Annotated in this window: 16 protein-coding genes; 8 read left to right on the top strand and 8 right to left on the bottom strand. The window is 70.6% G+C overall.

Annotated elements, in window-relative coordinates; all coding sequences use genetic code 11:
• Positions 1-309: 309 nt before the first annotated feature.
• The 3 genes from OG371_RS12025 to OG371_RS12015 all read left to right on the top strand — a co-directional run bounded on the left by OG371_RS12025 (position 310) and on the right by OG371_RS12015 (position 5,862).
• Positions 310-2,868, top strand: a complete 2,559-nt coding sequence (locus OG371_RS12025) for an ATP-dependent Clp protease ATP-binding subunit (protein WP_329068554.1) — start codon at positions 310-312, stop codon at positions 2,866-2,868.
• 82 nt (positions 2,869-2,950) lie between these two features.
• Positions 2,951-3,952 (top strand): hypothetical protein, encoded by a 1,002-nt coding sequence (locus tag OG371_RS12020; RefSeq protein WP_329068552.1) that lies wholly within the window; start codon positions 2,951-2,953, stop codon positions 3,950-3,952.
• Between the two features lie 32 nt (positions 3,953-3,984).
• Positions 3,985-5,862 carry an Hsp70 family protein gene (locus tag OG371_RS12015; RefSeq protein ID WP_329068550.1) on the top strand — a complete coding sequence of 626 codons (1,878 nt, stop codon included), beginning with the start codon at positions 3,985-3,987 and terminating at the stop codon, positions 5,860-5,862.
• Between the two features lie 107 nt (positions 5,863-5,969).
• Here the strand turns inward: OG371_RS12015 and pcp are convergent, their stop codons facing one another.
• Together pcp and OG371_RS12005 are read right to left on the bottom strand one after the other, a co-directional pair.
• Positions 5,970-6,599, bottom strand: coding sequence for a pyroglutamyl-peptidase I (gene pcp / locus OG371_RS12010; RefSeq protein WP_329068548.1), 630 nt, complete (start codon positions 6,597-6,599; stop codon positions 5,970-5,972).
• Positions 6,600-6,687: 88 nt separating this feature from the next.
• The gene (locus OG371_RS12005; protein ID WP_329068546.1) at positions 6,688-8,133 is read right to left on the bottom strand and encodes a M1 family metallopeptidase; all 1,446 of its coding nucleotides are present in this window, start codon (positions 8,131-8,133) and stop codon (positions 6,688-6,690) included.
• Between the two features lie 168 nt (positions 8,134-8,301).
• Between OG371_RS12005 and OG371_RS12000 the strand changes: the two genes are divergently transcribed.
• Positions 8,302-11,478 carry a BTAD domain-containing putative transcriptional regulator gene (locus OG371_RS12000; RefSeq protein WP_329068544.1) on the top strand — a complete coding sequence of 1,059 codons (3,177 nt, stop codon included), beginning with the start codon at positions 8,302-8,304 and terminating at the stop codon, positions 11,476-11,478.
• Between the two features lie 163 nt (positions 11,479-11,641).
• Here the strand turns inward: OG371_RS12000 and OG371_RS11995 are convergent, their stop codons facing one another.
• Together OG371_RS11995 and OG371_RS11990 are read right to left on the bottom strand one after the other, a co-directional pair.
• Complete coding sequence (locus tag OG371_RS11995; protein WP_329068542.1) at positions 11,642-12,439, bottom strand: ABC transporter permease; 798 nt, start codon at positions 12,437-12,439, stop codon at positions 11,642-11,644.
• Positions 12,436-13,413 (bottom strand): ATP-binding cassette domain-containing protein, encoded by a 978-nt coding sequence (locus tag OG371_RS11990; protein ID WP_329068540.1) that lies wholly within the window; start codon positions 13,411-13,413, stop codon positions 12,436-12,438. Before OG371_RS11990 ends, OG371_RS11995 begins: the two co-directional genes overlap by 4 nt.
• Positions 13,414-13,626: 213 nt before the next feature.
• On the opposite strand from OG371_RS11990, the gene OG371_RS11985 reads away from it, so the two are divergent.
• Both OG371_RS11985 and OG371_RS11980 read left to right on the top strand, forming a co-directional pair.
• Positions 13,627-14,592, top strand: coding sequence for an endonuclease/exonuclease/phosphatase family protein (locus OG371_RS11985; RefSeq protein ID WP_329068537.1), 966 nt, complete (start codon positions 13,627-13,629; stop codon positions 14,590-14,592).
• Positions 14,589-15,032, top strand: coding sequence for an acetyltransferase (locus OG371_RS11980; protein ID WP_329068535.1), 444 nt, complete (start codon positions 14,589-14,591; stop codon positions 15,030-15,032). Before OG371_RS11985 ends, OG371_RS11980 begins: the two co-directional genes overlap by 4 nt.
• Here OG371_RS11980 and OG371_RS11975 read toward each other — a convergent pair.
• The 3 genes from OG371_RS11975 to OG371_RS11965 all read right to left on the bottom strand — a co-directional run bounded on the left by OG371_RS11975 (position 15,013) and on the right by OG371_RS11965 (position 16,760).
• The gene (locus tag OG371_RS11975) at positions 15,013-15,822 is read right to left on the bottom strand and encodes an SIR2 family NAD-dependent protein deacylase (protein ID WP_329068534.1); all 810 of its coding nucleotides are present in this window, start codon (positions 15,820-15,822) and stop codon (positions 15,013-15,015) included. The two genes, OG371_RS11980 and OG371_RS11975, sit on opposite strands and share 20 nt — an antisense overlap.
• Positions 15,815-16,123: an antibiotic biosynthesis monooxygenase family protein gene (locus OG371_RS11970; RefSeq protein WP_329068532.1), complete on the bottom strand. Its 309-nt coding sequence runs from the start codon at positions 16,121-16,123 to the stop codon at positions 15,815-15,817. Before OG371_RS11970 ends, OG371_RS11975 begins: the two co-directional genes overlap by 8 nt.
• A gap of 118 nt (positions 16,124-16,241) precedes the next feature.
• On the bottom strand, positions 16,242-16,760 hold the full coding sequence (locus tag OG371_RS11965; RefSeq protein WP_329068529.1) for a VOC family protein: 519 nt from the start codon (positions 16,758-16,760) through the stop codon (positions 16,242-16,244).
• Between the two features lie 77 nt (positions 16,761-16,837).
• Here OG371_RS11965 and OG371_RS11960 point away from each other — a divergent pair, with 77 nt between their 5' ends.
• On the top strand, positions 16,838-17,239 hold the full coding sequence (locus OG371_RS11960) for a winged helix-turn-helix transcriptional regulator (protein WP_329068527.1): 402 nt from the start codon (positions 16,838-16,840) through the stop codon (positions 17,237-17,239).
• 16 nt (positions 17,240-17,255) lie between these two features.
• Complete coding sequence (locus tag OG371_RS11955; protein WP_329068525.1) at positions 17,256-17,945, top strand: ATP-binding protein; 690 nt, start codon at positions 17,256-17,258, stop codon at positions 17,943-17,945.
• On the opposite strand, the gene OG371_RS11950 is transcribed toward OG371_RS11955, so the two are convergent.
• Entirely contained in the window at positions 17,921-19,333 is a 1,413-nt protein-coding gene (locus tag OG371_RS11950) for a M1 family aminopeptidase (RefSeq protein ID WP_329068523.1), read from the bottom strand. The genes OG371_RS11955 and OG371_RS11950 overlap by 25 nt on opposite strands.
• Position 19,334 lies beyond the last annotated feature (1 nt).

The raw sequence follows: 19,334 nt of genomic DNA, 5'->3' as shown, positions 1-19,334 counted from the left end.
GCTACGCCAATCGGGTGCCCAATTGGTGGAACTCGCAGCACACGCGATGTGTTCGCGGTGAGCGGACAGGGGGCCCCTGGCGGAATCCGGGTGGCGGTTCGCACGTTCTGCTTGACGTAAAGGTGCAGGGCAACCGGATGATGAGGGGTGACCGCACGGTCACCGGCCGGGTGCGAAAGGACCACCGAGGGCAGTAGTGGTACGTCAGCGCGACCGCGCGGCTACTACAGTGGTCTGCACGGTGCTGTCCGTCGTGGGTGCGTTCCACGAAGGAAACGGGCCGCCGACGCAGCAGTCGAGGGAGTGCGCATGTTTGAGAGGTTCACCGACCGCGCGAGGCGGGTGGTCGTCCTGGCCCAAGAAGAGGCCCGGATGCTCAACCACAACTACATCGGCACCGAGCACATCCTCCTGGGTCTGATCCACGAGGGTGAGGGTGTCGCCGCCAAGGCGCTCGAGTCGCTGGGCATTGCCCTCGAGGGAGTGCGCCAGCAGGTCGAAGAGATCATCGGCCAGGGTCAGCAGGCGCCGAGCGGGCACATCCCGTTCACGCCGCGGGCGAAGAAGGTGCTGGAGCTGTCGCTGCGCGAAGCGCTGCAGCTCGGCCACAACTACATCGGCACGGAGCACATCCTGCTCGGGCTGATCCGCGAGGGCGAGGGCGTCGCCGCACAGGTGCTCGTCAAGCTCGGCGCGGACCTGAACCGGGTGCGCCAGCAGGTGCTGCAGCTCCTGTCGGGCTACCAGACCGGCGAGAAGTCGACCGAGTCCGGCTCCGGCCGCGGCGAGGGCACGCCGTCGTCGTCGCTGGTGCTCGACCAGTTCGGCCGCAACATGACCGTGCTCGCCCGCGAGGGCAAGCTCGACCCGGTCATCGGGCGCGGCAAGGAGATCGAGCGGGTCATGCAGGTGCTGTCCCGCCGGACCAAGAACAACCCGGTCCTGATCGGCGAGCCCGGCGTCGGCAAGACCGCCGTCGTCGAGGGGCTGGCGCAGTCCATCGTCAAGGGCGAGGTGCCCGAGACGCTGAAGGACAAGCAGCTCTACACGCTGGACCTGGGCTCGCTGGTCGCCGGCTCGCGGTACCGCGGTGACTTCGAAGAGCGCCTGAAGAAGGTGCTCAAGGAGATCAAGACCCGCGGCGACATCATCCTGTTCATCGACGAGCTGCACACGCTCGTCGGCGCGGGTGCCGCCGAGGGTGCCATCGACGCGGCTTCGATCCTGAAGCCGATGCTGGCCCGCGGTGAGCTGCAGACGATCGGCGCGACCACGCTCGAGGAGTACCGCAAGTACATCGAGAAGGACGCCGCGCTGGAGCGCCGCTTCCAGCCGATCCAGGTCGGCGAGCCGTCGCTCGAGCACACGATCGAGATCCTCAAGGGACTGCGGGACCGGTACGAGGCGCACCACCGCGTCTCGATCACCGACTCGGCGCTGGTCGCGGCCGCCACGCTGGCCGACCGGTACATCAACGACCGGTTCCTGCCGGACAAGGCGATCGACCTGATCGACGAGGCCGGCGCCCGGATGCGCATCCGCCGCATGACCGCGCCGCCGGACCTGCGCGAGTTCGACGAGAAGATCGCCGACGTCCGCCGGGACAAGGAGTCCGCGATAGACGCGCAGGACTTCGAGCGGGCCGCCCGCCTGCGTGACGAGGAGAAGACGCTCCTCGGCCAGAAGGGCGAGCGGGAGAAGCAGTGGAAGGACGGCGACCTCGACGTCGTCGCCGAGGTCGACGACGAGCAGATCGCGGAGGTGCTGGCCAACTGGACCGGCATCCCGGTGTTCAAGCTGACCGAGGAGGAGACCACCCGGCTGCTGCGCATGGAGGAAGAGCTCCACAAGCGCATCATCGGGCAGGAGGACGCGGTCAAGGCCGTGTCCCAGGCGATCCGCCGTACCCGCGCCGGGTTGAAGGACCCGAAGCGGCCGTCGGGCTCGTTCATCTTCGCCGGCCCGTCCGGTGTCGGTAAGACCGAGCTGTCGAAGGCGCTCGCGGCGTTCCTGTTCGGCGAGGACGACGCGCTCATCCAGATCGACATGGGCGAGTTCCACGACCGCTACACCGCCTCGCGGCTCTTCGGTGCCCCTCCCGGGTACGTCGGCTACGAAGAGGGCGGCCAGCTGACCGAGAAGGTGCGGCGCAAGCCGTTCTCGGTGGTGCTGTTCGACGAGATCGAGAAGGCGCACCAGGAGATCTACAACACGCTCCTGCAGGTGCTGGAAGACGGCCGCCTGACCGATGGCCAGGGCCGGACCGTCGACTTCAAGAACACGGTGCTGATCTTCACCTCGAACCTGGGCACGTCGGACATCTCCAAGTCCGTCAGCCTCGGCTTCTCTTCCGGAGCGGACGTTTCGAACCGCTACGAGAAGATGAAGCAGAAGGTCAACGAGGAAATGAAGAAGCATTTCCGGCCGGAGTTCCTGAACCGGATCGATGACATCATCGTGTTCCACCAGCTGACCCAGGACCAGATCATCCAGATGGTCGACCTGATGATCGGGCGGGTGGAGAAGCAGCTCAAGGCCAAGGACATGGAGATCGAGCTGACCGGGAAGGCGAAGTCGCTGCTGGCCAAGCGCGGGTTCGACCCGGTGCTGGGCGCGCGGCCGCTGCGTCGCACGATCCAGCGCGAGATCGAGGACCAGCTCTCGGAGAAGATCCTCTTCGGCGAGATCGAGGCCGGCCAGATCATCCTGGTCGACGTCGAAGGCTGGAGCGGCAACCCCGAGGACCGCGACGACGAAGCCCACTTCACCTTCCGTGGTGAGAAGCGCCCGTCGTCCGTCCCGGACGCGCCGCCGGTTTCCATCGGGGCCGCGGGCCACGAGGAGAACCGGGAGTCCGAAACGGACTGACGTCTCGGCCGAGTAGTTCACCAGGAGGGCGGTTCCCCATCGGGGAGCCGCCCTCCTGGCGTTTCCGCGTAGGGTCGGGCCGATGGGGAACCCGCGCCTGGCCCGGCAAACCACCGTTTCCACCGCCCTCTCGCTGCTGAGCGACCGGCAGCTCGGCGCGTTGCTGGACGCGGCACCGGTGATCAGCACCGGGATCGGCGGGACGGCCGTGCGGCTGGACGTCGAGGGGGTGCCCGTGTTCGCCAAGCGGGTGCCGCTGACCGATCTCGAGCGGGCGCCCGGGAACGTGCGGTCCACCGCGAATGTGTTCGAGCTGCCCGTCTTTTTCCACTACGGCCTGGGTTCGGCCGGCGCCGGAGTGTGGCGTGAGCTGGCGGTGCACATGATGGCGACCGGGTGGGTCCTCAGTGGACAGTGCGCGAGCTTCCCGCTGCTGCACCACTGGCGGGAGCTGCCGATGACCCGGCCCGAGCCCGGCGACGCGGCCGAGCGCGAGCGTTCCGTCGAGTTCTGGGGCGGCTCCCCGGCAGTACGGCGGCGGCTGGCCGAGCTGGACGGCGCGACGTCGAGCATCGTGCTGTTCTGCGAGTACTTCCCCGACAACCTGCACCACTGGCTTTCGGGCCACATCGGGGAGAGCGAGCGCGTCGAGCGGCAGCTGATCGAGGCCGTCGAGTTCATGAACGCCCAGGGGCTGCTGCACTTCGACGCGCATTTCGGCAATGTGCTCACCGACGGCGAGCAGGTGTACCTCGCCGATTTCGGGCTCGCGCTGTCCGACCGCTTCGACCTGACCGACGAAGAGCGCGCGTTCGCGAAGCTCAACGCCGGGCACGACCGCGCGTACATCACCACTCAGCTGGTCAGCTGGCTGGTCACCGAGATCGCGGGCACGACGGAGCGGGCCGACCGCGTCGAGTACGTCCGCCGGGCCGCCGCCGGCCACGCTGACCTGCCGGAACCCGCCGCCTCGGTGGTCGCCCGGCACGCGCCGGCCGCCGTGGTGCTGAACGACTTCTACAGCTCGCTGTTCTTCGAAAGCCGCGAAACTCCCTTCCCGGACGGGGCGCTCACCCGTTCGTGAGACGATGCCCGAGGCCTTCGGGAGGGGAGCGAGTGGACGTCCTGTCGATCGATTTCGGCACTTCCAGCACGGTCGGTGTGCTTTCGGCGTTCGGCCGCGGGCCGCGGGCGATCGAGGTCGACGGCTCCGTCACCATGTCGTCCGCGGTGTACGCCGGGGACGACGGGCTGCTGGTCGTCGGCCAGGACGCCGAGCGCCGCGCGCGCCTGGACCCCAGCCGGTTCGAGCCGAACCCCAAGCGCCGCATCGACGACGGCAAGCTGCTGCTGGGCGAGCGCACCTACGACGTGGCCGACGCGTTCGCCGCCGTGCTCCGGCGGATGGGCGAGGAGACCGAGCGTCAGCTCTCGCGCGGGCCGGGGCAGGTTCGCATCTCCCATCCCGCGGGCTGGGGCGCCAGCCGCCAGCAGACGCTGCGTGACGCTGCGACGCGGGCCGGGTTCACGAACGTCCACCTCGTGCCGGAACCGGTCGCCGCGGCCGCCCATTACGCGACGCTGCGCACCCAGACCCCGCACCACGGCCCGCTCGCGGTGTACGACCTCGGCGCCGGGACGTTCGACTGCGCGGTGGTCGGCATCGGCCCCCAGGGCTTCTCGGTGCTCGCCGAGGACGGCCTGCCCGACCTCGGCAGCCTCGAGATCGACCAGGCGCTGCTCGTCCACGTCGGACGGTCGGTGTCGCACGCCGACCCCGCGCAGTGGCAGCAGCTGCTGCGCCCGGAGAACACCGGCGACCGGCGCCGTCGCCGCGCCCTGCTGCAGGATGTCCGCGACGCCAAGGAAAGCCTTTCGCGCCACCAGCAGACCGAGGTGCCGATGCCCGACCCGTTCGGCGACGTGCTCGTCACGCGCGCCGAGCTGGAAGCGCTGGTGCGGCCGAGCCTGCTGCGCAGCGCGGAGCTGCTGGCCGCCACGATCCGCCGCGCCGGCCTGGCCCCCGGGCAGCTCGGCGGCGTGTACCTGGTCGGCGGCCCGAGCCGGATGCCGCTGCTGGCCGGGCTGCTCGGCTCGACCCTCGGCGTCGTCCCGACCACCCAGGACCAGCCGGAGACCGCGGTCGCGTTCGGGCTGCACCACGTGCCGCTCGGCGACGGCGGGCCGAGCCTCACCGTGCCCGCCTTCGCCCCGGTCCACCCGCCCGCGGCCCCGGACTCGCGCTTCGGCGCGGGGGCGGCGCCGCATCAGAGTCAGCCGGTCCCTGCGCATCAGAGTCAGCCGGTGGCCGCGCACCAGAGTCAACCTGTTGCGCCGCACCAGTTTCCGCCGTCCCAGCCGATGGCGCAGCAGCCCCAGTTCACGCAGCAAGGGCCGCCGGTGAAGCTGTGGCAGCCGCCGAAGAAGAGCGCGAAGAAGCCGATCCTGATCGGAGCCGGTGCGCTGGTGCTCGTCGCGATCGTGGCGGTGGTACTGGTGTTGACGCTGAACGGTGGCTCCGGCACCCCGCCGGTGGCGAGTGGCTGCGATCAGCCCGGCTCGCCGGACAGCCTGGGGTTCACGCCGTGCGTCCGCCCGCTCGCGGGCACCGTCGCCAGCCGGTCCTCGTGCGCGCCCGCGGACGTGCTCGCCCGGACGGTCTCCGCGCAGAGCGCCGTGACCTGCGAGTTCGGCTCGGGGACCGGGGCGGGCAAATCCGTGACGTACTACCAGGGCCTCACCCTCGACGTGCTCGAAGCCGGCGCGCAGACGCAGATGGGCGGCGGCAGCAAGATCGTCCGCGGCACCTGGTCGGGCGGCGGGATGCAGGGCCGGTACGTCGCTGGCATCGGCCAGCTCGCCGGCCTGCTGATCTTCGAGGCCGACGGCCGTCCGGTGTGCGGGATGCTGGTGAGCGTCGACGCCGCCAAGGCCAAGGAGACGCCGGAAGACCTGGTCCGGTTCTTCACCGAACAGCTCAAGCCGGGGGTCTAGGGCGGGTCTCCAGGACGCTGGTCTCACAGCTGCCGCGGGCAGCGGATGACGCTTTACCTGCGCTGAGCGCGGTGAAAGCGTCATCCGCTACACCGAGCCGGCACGACTTAGTTCAGCGTCCCGGCGGACACCGTGAGGTCTTCGCGTACGGACAGGACCGTGTCGACCACCGCGTTCAGCGCCGTGGCCGACTGCTCGACCGGCAGGCTCGGCTCGCCGTCGGCGACCTGGTCCGGTGAGGACGGCACGTGCACAAAACCGCCGCGCAGCCCGGGGAAGTCCGTGGCCAGCAGGTGCATCAGGCCGTAGAAGACCTGGTTGCACACGTACGTCCCGGCGGTGTGCGAAACCGAGCCGGGCACGTCCGCCGCGCGGATCGCCGCCACCGCGGCCTTCACCGGCAGCGACGTGAAGTACGCCGCCGGGCCGCCTTCGACCACGGGCACGTCCACCGGCTGCGCGCCGGCGTTGTCCGGGATGCGGGCGTCGACGAGGTTGATCGCGACGCGCTCCGGCGTCACGTCCGCGCGGCCGCCGGCCTGGCCGACGCAGACGACGACCTCCGGCCGGTGCCGCTCGATCGCCGCCCGGAGCGCGGGCAGCGACGCGTCGAAGGCACAGGGCAGCTCCACGGCCACCACGTCGTCACGCCGCGCGGCCACCAGGGAGACCGCCTCCCAGGACGGGTTGGTCCCCGAACCACCGAACGGTTCGAACCCCGTCAGCAGCACCGTCATCCGTGCCCTCCCTCTGAACGCCGTCAAGGACTCCTTACCAGCGTAGGACGCGGGTAAGGAGTCCTTGACGGCAACTCCTCGGGCGGGATCAGGCGGTGGGCTTGAGGTCGCCCGGGTAGAGGTACTGGTCGGCCGGCTTGCCGTTGCCGTAGATCCACGCGTCGAAGAACCCCTGCAGGTTCTTGTGCGACACCGACTCCGCGTAGTGCTGGAACTCCTGCATGCTCGCGTTTCCGTTGTGGTGCAAGCTGTTCCAGGTCTTCAGCACGCGGTCGAACGCGGCCTGGCCCATGTACTTGGACAGCGCGTGCAGCGCGAGCGGGCCCTTCGAGTACACGTAGGTGAACTCGTTGCCCGGGCCCATGTCGTACAGCTTGCCGTTCCAGAACGCGGTGCTCGCGGTCTTGACCTGGTTGAGGTACTGGGCGTCGAGGTCGACCCCGTCCTTGGCCTGCGACCACAGCCACTCCGCGTACGAGGCGAAGCACTCGTTGAGGCAGACGTCCTTCCAGTGGTCCACGGCCACGGTGTCGCCGTACCACTGGTGCGCGTTCTCGTGGACGATCGTGTCGACGTTGCCCGCGCGGCCCGAGTAGATCGGCCGGCTCAGCGTCTCCAGCGAGAATCCGATGGGCTCGGCCAGGAAGATGCCGCCCGCGGCGTCCACCGGGTACTTGCCGAACTTCGACTCCAGGAAGTCGAGGATCTCCGGCAGCTTCGCCTCGGCCTGCTTGGTGGCATCGGGCGTGCCGGGCGCGAACGCGCTGACGATCGGGGTGCCGTCCTGGCGCTGCTGCCGGTCGAACGTCCACTTGTCGATGGCGACGGTGGTCATGTACGGCGCCACGGGCGTCGACTCGGCCCAGGTGTGGGTGGTGCCGTTCGCCGTCTTGTGCGAGCCGAGCTCACGGCCGTTCGCGATCACGCCCCACTCGTCCGGGACGGTGATGGCGAGGTGGAACGTCGCCTTGTCGCGCGGGGTGTCGTTGACCGGGTACCAGGTGGCGGCCGACTTCGGCTCGCCCGCGACGAACGCGCCGCCGGACTTGCCGAACTGCCAGCCGTTCGCGCCCAGCGACGGGTCCTGGATCGGCGCCGGCACACCGTGGTAGGCGATGACGGTCCGGAACTGCTGGCCGCGGTACAGCGGCCGGGACGGCTTGATCACCAGCTCGTGGACGCCGGTGCGGCTGAACTCCGCGGAGCGCCCGTCGACCTTCACCGAGTCGACGGTGAGGCCGTTCAGGTCGAGGTCGAACGAGCTGAGCGACTGCGTGGCGCGGGCGGAGATCGTCTGCAGGCCGGTCAGCTGGTGGGTGTCCGGCGCGTAACCGACCTTGAGGTCGTAGTCGGCGACGTCGTAGCCGCCGTTGCCGTCCTGCGGGTAGTAGCTGTCGCCGGCGCCGTCGGACCCGGGCGTCGGCGCGCCCCAGCCGTCCTGGCCTGCCGAGGCGACCCCGCTGCTCAGGCTGAGCGCGGCCAGCGTGGCCGCCGCCATCACGGCCGGACGACGCCAGCGGTGCTGCAAAGTCATGGACGCTCCTGTCTGCACATCTGCTGCGTGGAACCCGGCTGCAACTTATCGCCCGGCCCGGGCCTTCCTGAGCTGGTTAGGGTGGTTTGTCGTAAAAGTCCACACTTCCGTCGGTTCCCGCCCGGCCGTTCCTGCTCCGTCCGGGCGAGCGTCTGGAAAGCTGGTGTCATGCGCCTGGCGCTGCTGGGACCGCTGCGCGCGGTCGGTGAAGACGGCACCCCGATCGACATCGGCGGGGCCCGCCTTCGCATGCTCCTGGCCCGGCTCGCGCTGGACGTCGGCCGGGCCGTTTCCGCGGAGGCGCTGATCGACGGCCTCTGGGGTGACGAGCCGCCCTCGGACGCCGCGAACGCGCTGCAATCGCTGGTCTCGCGGCTGCGCCGGGCGCTGCGGCCGGCCGGCGCCGAGCTGGAGTCCGGCTCCGGCGGTTACCGGCTGGCACTCGAAGCGCGGGCCGTGGACGTGCACCGGTTCGAACGCCTGGCGGCCGAAGGACGGCGCGAGCTTTCCGCGGGCCACGACACCCGCGCGGCCGAGCTGCTGCGTGAAGCCCTCGGCCTGTGGCACGGCGACGCATTGGCCGACGTCCTCGACGCGCCCTTCGCGGCCGCGCCCGCGACGCGGCTGGAGGAGCTGCGCACGGAGGTCGCCGAAGACCGGTTCGAGGCCGAACTGCGCCTGGGTGGGCACGCCGAGGTGCTCGCCGACCTCACCACGGCGGCCGAGGCGCACCCGTTGCGAGAGCGCTTGGCGGGCCTGCGGATCCGGGCGCTGTGCGCGGCCGGGCGGCAGGCCGACGCGCTCGCCGTTTACGCCGCGCTGCGGACGACGCTTGCCGACGAGCTGGGCGTCGACCCGTCGGCGGAGCTGCAGGAGGTGCACCTCCAGGCGTTGCGCGGCGAGTTCGCTCCCGCCGCCCCGGCCGCGGACCGGCTGCCGATGCGGCTCACCAGCTTCGTCGGCCGTGACGACGAGCTCAAGCTGCTGGCCGAGCTGCTGGCGGGATCGCGGCTGGTGACGCTGGTCGGGCCCGGCGGCGCGGGCAAGACCCGGCTGGCGACCGAGGCGGCCTCGCGGCATCCCGCGCACGGCCGTGGCCGCGTCTGGTTCGTGCCACTGGCCGGCGTCCGCGATTCGCACGACGTGCTGGGCGCGTTGCTCACCGCGCTCGAGGTCCGCGACATCCGGGCCGGCGAGTCCGAGGTGCTGCGCCGGCCGGTGGACCTGATGGACCATGCCGTGGAGGCGCTCGCCGGCGGGGATTCGTTGCTGGTGCTGGACAATTGCGAGCACGTGGTGGAGGTCGCCGCGCAGCTGGCCGACGATCTGCTGCGCCGCGTGCCTGGGCTGCGCATCCTCGCCACCAGCCGGGAGCCGCTCGCGATCACCGGGGAGGCGCTGTGCCCGCTCGGCCCGCTGGCGGTGCCGGCGGAATCGGCGTCGCCGGGCGAGGTGGGGGTGCTGGACTCGGCCCGGCTGTTCCTGGACCGCGCCGTCGCCGTCCGGCCGGATTTCACCCTGAACGAGTCCACAGTGGACGCCGTGACGCAGATCTGCCGCCGGCTCGACGGGATGCCGCTCGCGCTGGAGCTGGCCGCGGCGCGGCTGCGGTCCATGCCCGTGGCCCGGATCGCCGAGCGCCTCGACGACCGGTTCCGCCTGCTCACCTCCGGTAGCCGCACCGCCTTGCCGCGCCAGCGGACGCTGCGCGCCGTCGTCGAGTGGAGCTGGGACCTGCTCACCGACGCCGAGGTGATGCTCGCCCGCCGGCTCGCGGTGTTCGCGGCGACGTTCGACGAGACCGCCGTGGAGCAGGTCTGCGCCGACGAGCAGCTGCCCGCCGGGGAGATCGGCTACGTGCTGGGCTCACTGCTGGAGAAGTCCATTGTGGACACGATCGACGTCGGCGGCGAGCAGCGGTACCGGATGCTCGAAACGCTGCGGGTCTACGCGACCGAGCGGCTCGTCGACTCGGGCGAGCGGGCGGCGCTGCAGGCCTCGATGGTGCGCTACTACCTCGACCTGGCCGAGCGCCTCGACCCGATGCTGCGCTCGTCCGCCCAGCTCGAGGCGATCGACATCTACGAGCGGGAGAACGACAACCTGACCGGTGCGCTGCGCGCGGCCATCGAGACCTCCGACGCCGATTCGTCCGGCCGGCTGCTCTTCGGTCTGGTCTGGTACCTCACGATTCTCGGCCAGAGCGAGCGGGCGCGGGCCTACTCCGAGGAGGTGCTGGCCTTCGGCGACCGGCTGCCCGCGGACACCTCGGCCGGGCTGCGGCTGATCCGGATGATGATGCAGGCGGTGATGGGGCCGCAGCAGCTGGAGGGCGCGGCGGAGCTGATCGACGAGTGCGTCCGCGCCGGCGCGGTGGACCGGAACCCCTGGCTGTGCGTCGCGCTGCCGATGGTGGCGTTCCTCAGTGGACATCGGGACCTGGCCCGCCGGGAGATCGAGCGGGCGCTGGGCACGTCGGACGAGTGGGGCAAGGCGGCGGGCCGCTGGGCGGAGAGCTTCCTGCTCAGCGACCTCGGCGAGCTGGACGCGGCGGAACGCTCACGCGAGGAGGCGCACGCGGGGTTCGCGGCGGTCGGGGACCGGTGGGGCCTGGCCATGACGCTGAGCTTCCGCGCGAGCAGCCTTTCGCAGCGCGGCGATCGTGAAGGCGCCATCGCGGCCTACACCGAGGGTCTGCGGCTGGCCCTGGAACTGCGCTCGGACGACGACGCGGTGCAGCAGTGGTGGCGGCTGGCCATCGAGCGGTCCCGCGCCGGGGACCACGCCGGGGCCTGGCGGGAGCTGGAGGCCGCCGAGCGTTACGCGGCGGGGAATCGTCAGCTGCTGATGATCCTGTCCTTCGGCCGGGCCGAGATCCTGCTGCGCGAGAAGCGGGTGCCCGAGGCCTGGGCCATGGTGCGCGAGATCGAGTCGATGGCCGGGAACTGGCCGTTCCCCAGCGACTTCGAAACGGAGTGGCTGGGCCTCTACACCGCGGCGATCCACCTGACCGAGGGTAATCCGGACCTCGCGGAAATCGGCGCGGCGGCGGCCGTCCGGTCCATCGCCCGCCGTTCGGACATGCCGGACCTGGCCCAGGTGGTCGAGCTGTTCGCGCAGATCCGCTTCCAGCAGGGCCGGACCGAGGCCGCCGCCCGCCTGCTCGGCTTGTCGGCCTCGGCCCGCGGGCGGTTCGATCTCGGCAACCCCGAGGTGGTCATGCTGATCGGCGAGTTGGAGGCGGCGTTGGGGCCGCGGTATGGCGAGATCGTGGCGGAGGTGCGGGCGTTGCCTCGTGTGGACGGGATCGCTTGGCTGATGTCCGAAGTGGACGTTGCCATCTGAGTGGCGGCCCCGGTCAGCGCGCTGGTGCTCTGAAGGCCACCATGAGAGTCGTACATGCCCTGAAGGTGGCCTTCAGAGCATGCTGGCACGTGAAAACGGGCGGTCTTCCCGACACCCCCGCGCCAGGAAGACCGCCCGTTTCGGCACCCCCGTGCCGCCCCCTTCACACCCGCCGGCGGTAGGCCCAGGTGGCCAGCGGGAAGAAGACCAGGATCAGGCCGACCATCCAGGCCAGCGCGCCGCTCAGCGGGCCGGCGACCGGGCCGCCGTTCATCAGGCCGCGCAGGGCGTTCGCCATCAGGCTGACCGGGCTGATGTCCGCCCAGGCCGCCAGCCAACCGGGCATCGTGGCGGTGGACACGAACACGTTGCTGCCGAAGGTCAGCGGCATGACGAACACGAACATCAGGCCCTGCGCGGCGCCCGGGGTCTTCATCAGCATCCCGACGAACACCGAGGCCCAGCAGAACGACAGGCCGAAGGCCACCACCAGCAGGATCGCCACGACGAACTGGCCGGGGTCGGTGCCCAGGCGGTAGCCCATCGCCGTCGCGACGATCATCAGCACGGCCAGGCAGACCAGGTAGCGCACGACGTCCGCCAGCACCGCCCCGATCAGCGGCGCCGACCGCGCGATCGGCATGCTGCGGAAGCGGTCGAACACCCCCTTGTTCACGTCGGTGTTCAGCTGGACGCCGACGCTCAGGCTGGCCTGCAGGATGTTCATCACGATCACGCCGGGCACCAGCGTCTGCAGGTAGTTCGTGATCGTGCCGCCGAGGGCGTTGCCGAACAGGTAGGTGAAGATGAGCAGGAAGATGATCGGCATCAGGGTGACGTCGGCCAGCTGCTCCGGGTTCTTGCGGATCTTCAGGATTCCGCGCCACGCCAGGGAAAGCGCGTGCTGCGCCCCCTTCGCCGGGCTGATGTGCCGCGGCGGCTCCAGTGCCAGCGTCGTCACGACAGGGTCCTTTCCAGCGAACGGTCCGAAGTGGACTCTTCGGCGGTACGGCCGGTCAGCGCCAGGAACACCTCGTCGAGGCTCGGCAGGCGCAGGGCCAGCTCGTCGGAGGTGATGCCGGCCTCGTCCAGCTTGCGGACGAGGGTGGACAGCAGCACCGGGTCGGACACCGGGGCGGTGAGCAGGCCGGTGTCGTCGTCGCGGGTCGGGCGCACGCCGGTGAGGGTGGCCAGGATGCGGAACACCGCGTCCAGGTCGGCCATGGACGTGGGCCGGACCTGCAACGTCTGGCCGCCGACGCGGCGCTTCAGCTCGTCCGCGCGGCCGTCGGCGACCACGCGCCCGTGGTCGATGACGGTGATCTTGTCGGCCAGCTGATCGGCCTCTTCGAGGTACTGCGTGGTGAGCAGCACCGTCGCGCCCTCGGCGACGAGGTTGCGCACCACCGCCCAGACCTCGTTGCGGGCGTGCGGGTCGAGCCCCGTGGTCGGCTCGTCGAGGTAGAGCACCTCGGGCCGGCCGACCAGACTCGCCGCCAGGTCGATCCGGCGCCGCATGCCGCCGGAGTAGGTGCGGACCGGGCGCTTCGCCGCGTCGGTCAGCTCGAACCGCTCCAGCAGCTCCCGGGCTCGCGCCCGCGCGTCGGCCCTCGAATAGTCCAGCAGCCGGCCGATCAGCATCAGGTTCTCGGTGCCGTTGAGGTCCTCGTCCACCGACGCGTACTGCCCGGTGAGCCCGATCAGGCCGCGCACCCGGACGGGGTCCTTCACCACGTCGTAGCCCCCGACCGTGGCGTGCCCGGAATCCGGCTTGAGCAGCGTGGCCAGGATGCGCACCGCCGTCGTCTTGCCCGCGCCGTTGGGCCCGAGCACCCCCACCACCTTGCCGAACGGGACCTCCAGGTCCACCCCGTCCAGCGCCTTCGTCTCCCCGAAATGCTTGACCAGGCCTTCCGCCCGGATCGCATGCGACATTTTGTGCCTCCTCCTCCACGATCTTTTGGGGGTCCAGGGGGCTCCCCCGGCTGGGGTCTGGGGCTCGGCCCCAGACTGCGCTGTCGCGTTGGCATCACTGTGGAGGCGGGCGCTGTCAGCACGCGCACAGCGCGCTGTCAGCCGCTGTGAAGGTCTGGTGGAGGAACGGTGCTGTCCCGCTCGTGGCGAGCGGGAGTCGGCATACTCAAGGCCATGGTGATCGACGACGAGGTGCGGGTGCGCCGGCCGCGAAACCGGCTGGTCACGGGCCTGCTGCTGCTCGCCGGGGTGCCGTTTGCGCTGCTCACGGCCCTGCGCACGGTCGGCTACGACGGTGGCTGGTACACGCTGGCGCTGCTGTCCCTCACGCCGTACGCGGTGGTGTACGGAGTGGTGCTCGGCGGGCTGGCGCTCGTCTTGCGCCGCTGGTGGACGGGTGGGATCGCGCTCGCGATGGCGGTGCTGCTGGCGGTTTTCGTGAGCCCGCGGGTGCTGGCCGACGAGCAGACCGCCGTCGCCGGCCAGACGCTGCGGGTGATGTCGTCGAACCTCTACCTCGGCCGGGCCGATCCGCAGGCGATCGTGAACCTGGTCCGGGACAACCACGTCGACGTGCTCAACCTGCTCGAGATGACGCCGGCCGCCGTCGCCGGGCTGACCCAGGCGGGCCTGTTCACGTTGCTGCCGAACCGCGTGCTGCACCCCGCTTCCGGCGCGAACGGCTCCGGCATCGTCTCGCGTTTCCCGCTCACCGAGGAGAATTACACGGGCGATTCCGCCGCGAAGCAGCCCGGCGCGCTGGCCGACCTCGGCGGGGGCACGACGGTGGAGTTGGTCGCGGTGCACCCGCTGTCCCCGGACAGCGGCGCGGACCAATGGGAAGCCGAGATCAAGGACCTCTCCCGCGCCGCCGGCGAACACGGCCTGCGAATCCTGGCCGGCGACTTCAACGCGACCCTCGACCACGCCGCCCTGCAGACCGTCCTCACCCGCGGCTACCAGGACGCGGCCGATCAGCGTGGCGACGGCTTACAGCCGACTTGGCCCGCCGACCGGGTCCCGCTGGTCACCTTGGACCACGTGCTGGTCGACAAGCGGGCGGCGGTGCAGGACTACCGCGTGCTGGACGTGCCGGGTACCGACCATCGCGCGGTGTACGCGGAGGTGCGGCTGCCGTGACCGTCGAGCTGCGGGCTGCTCGAGGACCGCCGGAATTCCCGAGACTGCTGGAGGTCTGGCGCAGCGCCGTCGAGGCCACGCACGACTTCCTTACACCCGAGGATGTCGAGTACTACGCGGCGCTGGTCCCGGGTTACCTGCCGGAAGTGGAGCTGACCGTGGCCGTGGTGGACGGGCGGGTGGCCGGCTTCTCCGGGACCGGGGGTGGCGAGTTGCACATGCTCTTCGTGCACAACGACTTCCGTGGCCGCGGGGTCGGCACGGCGTTGTTACGTGAGGCTTTGGGCCGCTATCCGGCGTTGACCCTGGACGTCAACGAGCAGAACCCGCAGGCGGCCGGTTTTTATGCGCGGCAAGGGTTTGTGGTCGTGGGCCGGTCCGAGACGGACGGCGAGGGCCGCCCGTTCCCGCTCCTGCACCTCAACCGAGGCCAAGACTGAGCAACGTCTCCAGCGCCCCGGCTGCAATCGAGACGCCGCGGCCATGCCGGACCTCGGGCTCGCGGGGGTTGATCCGGACCAGCGCGCCGTTCGCGGCGCTGGCCAGCTCGGCGTAACGGCGGACGGTGGGCACGGCCTGCCCGGCGCCCAGCTCGACCACCACCAGGTCCCGGTTCTCGCGCCGCCACGTGGTCAGCTCGTCGAGCTGCGCCTCGGTACGGTGGGGCACCCAGGAGAAATCGCCGAACATCAGGATGTTGGGCCGGGCCAGGCCGCCGCAGTGCGGGCACGACGGGAGCGGCGGGCGGGCGCGCATGGTCGCCTCGTCGAGGTCGATGTCCACATCGGACGCCGGCCAGATCTGGTCCGTGCAGCCGTCCACGCACTGGAGGTGGTGGATCGAGCCGTGCGCCTCGGCGACGTGCGCGAAGCCGGCGGCCTGGAACTGGCCGTCCACATTGGACGTGAACACGCGAACGCCACCGGGTTTCGCCTCGCCCCACGCGCGCAGCAGCGCGAACCCGTGGTGCGGCACGGTCCGGCGGTACAGGGCCAGCCGGTGCCCGTAGAAGCCCCACGCCAGCTCGGGGTCGTCGGCGAAGTGCCGCGGGTCGGCCAGCTCTTCGAAGCGCAGGCCGAGCTGGGCGTACGGCGGGTAGGCCCGCCAGAACCCCTCGCCGCCGCGGAAATCGGGCAGCCCGGAGTCCACGCCCATGCCGGCGCCGGCGCAGACCAGCAGCGCGCCGGCGCCGTGGATCAGCTCGGCCGCGCGGATGAGTTCGTCACTCACCCGGCTTGGACGCCTGGACCACCTCGAACTCCAGCAGGCTCGCGCCGGAGGAAACCGGCTTCGCCCGCTCGCCCGCGTGGGCCTCGCGCGCCGGGCCGGCCGCCCAGGCCTGGTAAGCCTCTTCCGACTCCCACTTCGTGTAGACGAAGTAGCGCGACTCGCCGGAAATCGGGCGGAGCAGCTCGAAGCCGAGGAAGCCCTCCTGGTTGTCGACGGCGTGCAGCCGCGCGGCGAAGCGCTTCTCCAGCTCGGGGCCGGCGCCTTCGGGGACCTCGATTGCGTTGATCTTGACCACTGCCATGCCCCCAGCCTACTGATCCCGGCGTGCGTAGTTGAGGTACGGAAAGTGATCTTTCCCGGTCCGTGGTGACCGACGGGCCGGGCCTGACGGCCTGCCGGGGAAAACGACGGTTGCCGGTTCAGTGAGCCGGAGCCGAGACGCCGATCCCGCCGGGGAGGTCGGCGCCGTATTCGGCGATGACCGCGTCCAGGTCGAGCGGTGCGAAGGCCTCGCGCTCCACCCCGTCGCTGCGGTCGGCGGGCACCAGCCAGCACACCTCGAACTCCAGGCCGTCCGGGTCATTGACGTACAGCGATTTGGTGGTGCCGTGGTCGATTTCGTCGGCCAGTGCGCCGGTTTCCACCAGCTTGCCGCGGATCTGCCGGAGTTCGGCGAGGGTGTCCACTTCCCACGCCAGGTGCGCGAGCCCGGGGCGCCGGCCTGAGCTCTCGGGGGAAGGGGCGTCGACCTGGAGGAAGGCCAGGTCGTGGTCGTTGGTCGATTCCGCGGCCTGCAGGAACGCGCCCTCGGGCACCTTGCCGCCGTCGGCGTGGACGCGGAAGACGGTGCGGAAGTTCAGCAGGTCGGTGTAGAAGGCGACGCTGCGCTCGACATCGCGGACGTAGAGCACGGCGTGGTTGAGGCGCTGGACCGGCATGACACTCCTTGGTTGGTTACGATCAGTACGTAACCCCACCATAGGGATGTGGCGATGACCTCACAAAAGGCACTTTGATGTCCGTAAAGCACACTGCTGATCCTGACCTCGCCGCGGTCCCGCACCCGTGCGAGAGCTGGCCGGACGACGGCCGGGCGTTCCGGGAGACCCTCGACCGGATCGGCGACAAGTGGTCGGTCCTGGTCATCGGCATCCTCAGCCGCGGCCCGTTGCGGTTCAGCGCCCTCCAGCACCACGTTCCCGGCGTCTCCCAGCGGATGCTCACCCGCACCCTGCGCCACCTGGAACGCGACGGGGTCGTCTCCCGCACCGCGTACGCCGAGGTGCCCCCGCGCGTCGAGTACCAGCTGACGCCACTGGGCGAGAGCCTGCGCACCATCGTCCACGCGCTCGCCCAATGGGTCACCGACCACCACGGCGAGGTCGAAAGCGCGCGCCACCACTACGACGCCGAATGACACTCGTGCCCTGACCGTGCCACTCTGGGAGGTATGGGGGAAGCGCGGCCTGCTCTTGCACGGCCCGCCCGGCACCGGAAAAACTCACACCGTCCGGTATTTGATGGGGCGGCTGCCCGGCAGCACGGTGGTGGTCCTGACCGGCTCGGCCATGCGTTTCGTCGCCAAGGCGGCCACGCTCGCGCGCCGGCTTCAGCCGAGTGTGGTCGTGGTCGAGGACGTCGACCTCATCGCCGAGGACCGCAGCCACCACATGGGCGGCGGGCCGCTGCTGTTCAGCCTGCTCGACGCGATGGACGGCGTGGGCGGCGACGCCGACGTCACGTTCCTGCTCACCACCAACCGCGCGAGCCAGCTGGAGAAGGCGCTGGCCGACCGGCCCGGCCGGGTGGACCTGGCCGTCGAGATCCCGCTGCCCGACGCCGCCGGCCGCGCCGCGCTGCTGGAGCTCTACTCCCGCGGCCTGAATGTGACCGCGGACCTGGCGCCGGTCGTCGAGGCCACCGAGGGCGTCACGGCGTCGTTCGTGAAGGAATTGCTGCGCCGCGCCACTCTCCGCGCCATCACCGCCCGGCCGGAGGACCCGCAGGTCACGATCGTCGACGCCGATCTGGCCGAGGCGCTGGCCGAGATGAAGGACGCGCGCGGCGCACTGACGCGGTCCCTGCTCGGCAGCTCCGATCAGGAACGCAGGGAGCCGGGGTAGAGGTCGGCGTCGTCCGGCCGTTTCGCGCCGCGGAACCAGTCGTCGACGAACGCGGTCAGGTTCTGCCCGCTGATCTTCGACACCAGCTGCTCGAACTGGTCCCAGGTCGCGTTGCCGTGGCGGTGCTCGGCGGGCCACTCGTGCAGCAGCCGGTCGAACGCCGTCTCGCCCATCCGCCGCCGCAGCGCGTGCATGGCGAGGATTCCCTTGTCGTACACGCCTTCGAACTCGTGGCCGGCACCCATCCCGGTGAGCTTCTGGCCCCAGAAGTCCGTGCTGTCATGGGTGATCTCGACGGCCGCGCGGTACCGGTCGTCCAGGTTCTCGCCCTCGCGCTCGGACCAGAGCCACTGCGCGTACGACGCGAAGCATTCGTTCAGGCAGATGTCCGACCAGGAATCCAGCGAAACCGAATCGCCGAACCACTGGTGCGCGTTCTCGTGCACCAAGGTGAGCAGCTCGGCCCACTTCGCGTACGTCGGGCGGGTCTGCGTCTCCAGCGAGAAGTGGATGTCCTCGTCGAGGTAGATCCCGCCGGCCGCGCTCTGCGGGTACGGGCCGAACTTGCCGGCCAGGAAGGCGAGCACGTCGGGCAGTTGGCTCCCGGTGCCTTCGAGGGCCTCGGCGCCCGGCGCGTACGCGGACACCACGGGCGTCCCGTCCGGCAGCTTCGAACGCTCCACGGTGAACTTGTCGATCGCGATCGTGGTGAGGTAGCTGGCGATCGGGTTCGGCTCGGTCCAGGTGCTGGTGGTCTGCCCGGCCGCGGTCGAGCTGCCCTGTTCACGGCCGTTGGAGATCACCGTCCAGCCGGCCGGCACGTGCGCGGTGAGGCTGAAGGTCGCCTTGTCACGCGGGGTTTCGTTGACCGGGAACCAGAACGCCGCCGAATGGGGCTCGCCCACCATGTACGCGCCGCCGTCCGCCGAGTGGCTCCAGCCGTTTTCGCTGCCGCCTTCGCGAGCGGTCTTCGACGGGTCGCCGCCGTAGCGGAGGCGGGTGTGGAACGTCGTTCCCGCGCGCAGCGGCGAAGGCGGCGTGACCACCAGCTTGAGCGCCTTGTCCCGGCTGAATTTCGCGGGCTGGCCGTCGATCTCGACCGATTGCACGTCGAGGCCGCGCAGGTCGAAGTCGAAGCGGCTGAGGTCTTGGGTGGCTTTCGCGGTCACTGTGGTGTCGCCGTCGAGGTGCCCGCTCGCCGGGTCGTAGCCGACGCCGACGTGGTAATCGAGTGCGTCGTAACCGCCGTTGCCGTCGCCCGGGTAATACGGATCGCCTGCGCTGGCGGCGCCCGCCGAGGGGTGCATCGGTGGCGGTTCGTCCGTACTGCACGCGGAAAGCGCGAGCACGCCGGCGAGGGCGATGGCGACGAGGCGGCGGCTGCGCATC

Source organism: Amycolatopsis sp. NBC_01480 (assembly GCF_036227205.1).
GTDB lineage: Bacteria > Actinomycetota > Actinomycetes > Mycobacteriales > Pseudonocardiaceae > Amycolatopsis.
The sequence above is the reverse complement of the archived record's forward strand: the minus strand, read 5'-3'. Positions and strand labels throughout refer to the sequence as shown.

Excerpts from the sequence above, each read along its gene's own strand:
- OG371_RS12025 (WP_329068554.1), top strand. The coding sequence starts at position 310 with ATGTTTGAGAGGTTCACCGACCGCGCGAGGCGGGTGGTCGTCCTGGCC.
- OG371_RS12020 (WP_329068552.1), top strand. The coding sequence starts at position 2,951 with ATGGGGAACCCGCGCCTGGCCCGGCAAACCACCGTTTCCACCGCCCTC.
- pcp (WP_329068548.1), bottom strand. The coding sequence starts at position 6,599 with ATGACGGTGCTGCTGACGGGGTTCGAACCGTTCGGTGGTTCGGGGACC.
- OG371_RS12005 (WP_329068546.1), bottom strand. The coding sequence starts at position 8,133 with ATGACTTTGCAGCACCGCTGGCGTCGTCCGGCCGTGATGGCGGCGGCC.
- OG371_RS12000 (WP_329068544.1), top strand. The coding sequence starts at position 8,302 with ATGCGCCTGGCGCTGCTGGGACCGCTGCGCGCGGTCGGTGAAGACGGC.
- OG371_RS11990 (WP_329068540.1), bottom strand. The coding sequence starts at position 13,413 with ATGTCGCATGCGATCCGGGCGGAAGGCCTGGTCAAGCATTTCGGGGAG.
- OG371_RS11985 (WP_329068537.1), top strand. The coding sequence starts at position 13,627 with ATGGTGATCGACGACGAGGTGCGGGTGCGCCGGCCGCGAAACCGGCTG.
- OG371_RS11970 (WP_329068532.1), bottom strand. The coding sequence starts at position 16,123 with ATGGCAGTGGTCAAGATCAACGCAATCGAGGTCCCCGAAGGCGCCGGC.
- OG371_RS11965 (WP_329068529.1), bottom strand. The coding sequence starts at position 16,760 with ATGCCGGTCCAGCGCCTCAACCACGCCGTGCTCTACGTCCGCGATGTC.
- OG371_RS11960 (WP_329068527.1), top strand. The coding sequence starts at position 16,838 with ATGTCCGTAAAGCACACTGCTGATCCTGACCTCGCCGCGGTCCCGCAC.
- OG371_RS11950 (WP_329068523.1), bottom strand. The coding sequence starts at position 19,333 with ATGCGCAGCCGCCGCCTCGTCGCCATCGCCCTCGCCGGCGTGCTCGCG.